Consider the following 3,067-nt stretch of genomic DNA (forward strand, 5'->3'; position numbering starts at 1 on the left):
GCTAGGTTTTATTTTAGCGAGCAAGTTCATTTTCTTAGCTTGACGCTGCCGCGTCAATCTAAACACATATTGCTCTAAGGTTCGTGAGGGGAGGCGCACGTGGCGGCTTATGTTCATGTCAATCTGCGGGTGATCGATGCGGCCAAGCAGGCCGCTCTGGCCCCACGCTTTCAGGCTGCACTCGCGGCGGCGGACGGGAAAATTCTGCATTTCGGGCCGGTCGCGGCACAGCTGGAGGGGGATGTGACGCCGCTGCCGCTGGCGGGAATTTTCGAATTTCCGACCTTGGCGCAAGCTTTGGAATTTTATCATTCCGAGGCGTACGGGCCGATCAAGCAAGAGCGGCAAGCGGCGCAGGAGGCGCGGATGTTCGTGGTCGATGCGGGTTAGAGCAATATGCGTTTAGATTGACGCGGCAGCGTCAGGCTAAGCACATGAAACTGCTCGCTAAAACAAAACCTAGAGCCTCAAGCTAAAAGCTTGAGGCTCTAATCGCTTCCCGCACGCATGAAAAAGGCCCCGGTGACGGGGCCTTTTCTGTTGGCGGATGGCCGGCTTGCGTCAGCTGGCCAGCGAGGCTTCCAGGATATCCAGCCCTTCTTCGAGCAGCGCATCGGAGATGGTCAGCGGCATCAACAGCCGCACGGCATTACCGAACACGCCGCAGGAGAGCAGGATCAGCCCCTTTTCCTTGGCAGCGGCGAGGATCTTCTTCGTCGCCTCCGGGTCCGGCTCGTCGGTACCGCGGGTCTTCACCACGTCAAAGGCGATCATCGCGCCGGGGCCGCGGATATTGGCGATCGGGTGGGCGTCGTTGCGCTGCGCCATCGCCTCCAGCCTGGTCTTCATCCGCGCGCCGATGACATTGGCGCGCTCGACCAGCTTCTCTTCCTCGATCACTTCCAGCACCGCCAGCGCCGCCGCACAGCCCAAGGGCGAGCCGGCATAGGTGCCGCCCAGCCCGCCCGGCTCGGCCGCATCCATGATCTCGGCCTTGCCGATGACCGCCGAGAGCGGGAAGCCGCCGGCGAGCGACTTCGCCACCGTCATGATGTCGGGCTTGATCGAGGAATGCTCGATGGCGAACATCTTGCCGGTGCGGGCAAAGCCGGTCTGCACCTCGTCGATGATCAGCAGGATGCCATGTTCGTCGCAGATCTTGCGCAGCCCGATAAGCAGCTCCTCAGGGGCGGGCAGGAAGCCGCCTTCGCCCTGCACCGGCTCCAGCGCGATGGCGGCGACGCGGCCTGGCTCGATATCGGCGCGGAACAGCATGTCGATATATTTCAGCGAGTCCTCGACGCTGACCTCGAACTGCTTGTGCGGGAACGGCACATGGTAGATCTCCGCCGGCATCGGGGCGAATTTCTTCTTGTAAGGCAGCACCTTGCCGGTCATCGCCATGGTCAGCATGGTGCGGCCATGATAGCCGCCGGCGAAGGTGATCACGCCGGGGCGGCCGGTGGCGGCGCGGGCGATCTTCACCGCATTCTCCAGCGCCTCGGCGCCGGTGGTGAAGAAAATCGTCTTCGCCTCGCCCTCGATCGGGGCGATGGCGTTCAGCTTCTCCGCCAGCTCAATGTAGCTGTCATACGGCGTGACCTGGAAGCAGGTATGGGTGAAGGCCTCCATCTGCTTCTGCACCGCCGCCATCACTTTCGGGTGGCGATGGCCGGTATTCAGCACCGCGATGCCGCCGGCGAAATCGATATAGCGCTTGCCCTCGACATCCCACAGCTCGGCATTCTCCGCGCGGGCGGTGAAAACCGCATGGGCATTGCCCACGCCACGCGGCACCGCCGCCATGCGGCGCGCCATCAACTCGCTGTTCGTGCTCATTCCGGGTCCATCTCCATCGCGTGACATCACGCCCGCCAGATCGGGGTGTGTTTAAGATTATAAACGCCGCCGATCCGCCACGCCAGTCAATTCGGGCGATATTGTTCCGCTGACGTGGGCTTTTTTTCGAAGCCGTCGGTGCCGGGGGCGGGGCAGGGCGTGGTGGCGATATTCAACACCTGGGCCAGAGGCGGGCCATCCTGGCAGGCGCGCACGCCCGCCTGCACGGCCGCGTCCGGCCCGGCCAGCACGGCCTCCACCCGCCCATCCGTCAGATTGCGCACCCAGCCTTGCAGCCCCAGCGCGCGTGCCCGGCGCAGCAGCCAGTCCCGATAGCCAACGCCCTGCACCCGCCCGGAGATCAGCAGGTGCAGCGCGCTCATGCGCGGGTGAGGTTCAGGAAATCGAGCGCGGCGCTGACATCGGCCAGCACCCGCGCGCGGCGGGCTTCGTCCAGCGGGTCGTCGCCCCATTGTTCGGCCTGCCAAAGCTCGTCCAATGCGGCGGCGGCGCAGGCGGCCTGCGCCTCCAACGCGCCCTCGGCGGCGGCCAGCCCAAGCACGAAGCTGCCCAGCGCCGGGATCAGCACGCCGAGCGCGGCCAGCGCCGCATCGTCGCGCACGGCCAGCAAGGCTTCCAGCTTCTCCTTGGTCCAGGGCAGCTGGTTCACCGGCATCAGCCCGATGGTGGTGATCAGCCCGATGCCATGGGTGGCGTTCAGCCAGCGCAGCCAGGGGTCCCATTGCGCGTGCTGGCGCGCCGCCAGCTCCGGCGGGCCCTCGGCGCGGTAGCAGAGCAGATCGTTCAGCCCATAGGCGGCGAGCTGGCGGATGATCTCCTCCCGGTGCAGCGCCACCCGTTCCTGCGCGGTGCAGACCATCTGGGTCAGCGGCAGATCATCCGGGGTGAATTCCGCGCCGGTGCGGTTCCATTCCTGCGCGATCGCCTCCGCCAGCTTCAGCGAGGCGACGGTGAGCGGTGCGCCCGAGGGCATTTTCACCAGCCGCTTGTCGAGCTGCACGCGAAACCCGCCATCCTGCGGCAGCGGCGCGGCCAGGGTCCAGAAGCGCTTCATTGGCCGAGGATGCCTTGCAGCAGATTGCGCGGCCCGTTGGCCGGGGCAGAATTGCCGGCGGCGGGAGCGCTGGCGCTGGCGGGGGCGGCCGGCGCCGGGCCAGGGGCGCCCATCCGCGCCAGGCTGAGCGCGGCGGGGCAGACATCGGCATGG

General features: G+C 66.0%; 4 protein-coding genes. 1 reads left to right on the forward strand and 3 read right to left on the reverse strand.

Annotation, left to right across the window (positions count from 1 at the left end; translation table 11 throughout):
- The first annotated feature begins 99 nt into the window (after window positions 1-99).
- Window positions 100-390, forward strand: a complete 291-nt coding sequence (locus MXAZACID_RS10795; RefSeq protein ID WP_008494380.1) for a DUF1330 domain-containing protein — start codon at window positions 100-102, stop codon at window positions 388-390.
- A 171-nt stretch (window positions 391-561) separates the two neighbouring features.
- Here MXAZACID_RS10795 and gabT read toward each other — a convergent pair whose 3' ends face one another.
- The 3 genes from gabT to MXAZACID_RS19345 form a co-directional block, all read right to left on the reverse strand.
- Complete coding sequence (gene gabT / locus MXAZACID_RS10800; protein ID WP_008494381.1) at window positions 562-1,839, reverse strand: 4-aminobutyrate--2-oxoglutarate transaminase; 1,278 nt, start codon at window positions 1,837-1,839, stop codon at window positions 562-564.
- An 86-nt stretch (window positions 1,840-1,925) separates the two neighbouring features.
- Window positions 1,926-2,222: an acylphosphatase gene (locus MXAZACID_RS10805; protein ID WP_008494382.1), complete on the reverse strand. Its 297-nt coding sequence runs from the start codon at window positions 2,220-2,222 to the stop codon at window positions 1,926-1,928.
- Entirely contained in the window at window positions 2,219-2,914 is a 696-nt protein-coding gene (locus tag MXAZACID_RS19345) for an ATP12 family protein (RefSeq protein ID WP_008494383.1), read from the reverse strand. Before MXAZACID_RS19345 ends, MXAZACID_RS10805 begins: the two co-directional genes overlap by 4 nt.
- Between the last annotated feature and the right edge of the window lie 153 nt (window positions 2,915-3,067).

Origin of the sequence: Acidocella sp. MX-AZ02, assembly GCF_000306035.1 — a bacterium.
Classification (GTDB): domain Bacteria; phylum Pseudomonadota; class Alphaproteobacteria; order Acetobacterales; family Acetobacteraceae; genus Acidocella; species Acidocella facilis.

What these genes read in the sequence shown, in the direction of transcription:
- gabT (WP_008494381.1), bottom strand. Translation starts at nt 1,839, where the DNA reads ATGAGCACGAACAGCGAGTTGATGGCGCGCCGCATGGCGGCGGTGCCG.
- MXAZACID_RS10805 (WP_008494382.1), bottom strand. Translation starts at nt 2,222, where the DNA reads ATGAGCGCGCTGCACCTGCTGATCTCCGGGCGGGTGCAGGGCGTTGGC.
- MXAZACID_RS19345 (WP_008494383.1), bottom strand. Translation starts at nt 2,914, where the DNA reads ATGAAGCGCTTCTGGACCCTGGCCGCGCCGCTGCCGCAGGATGGCGGG.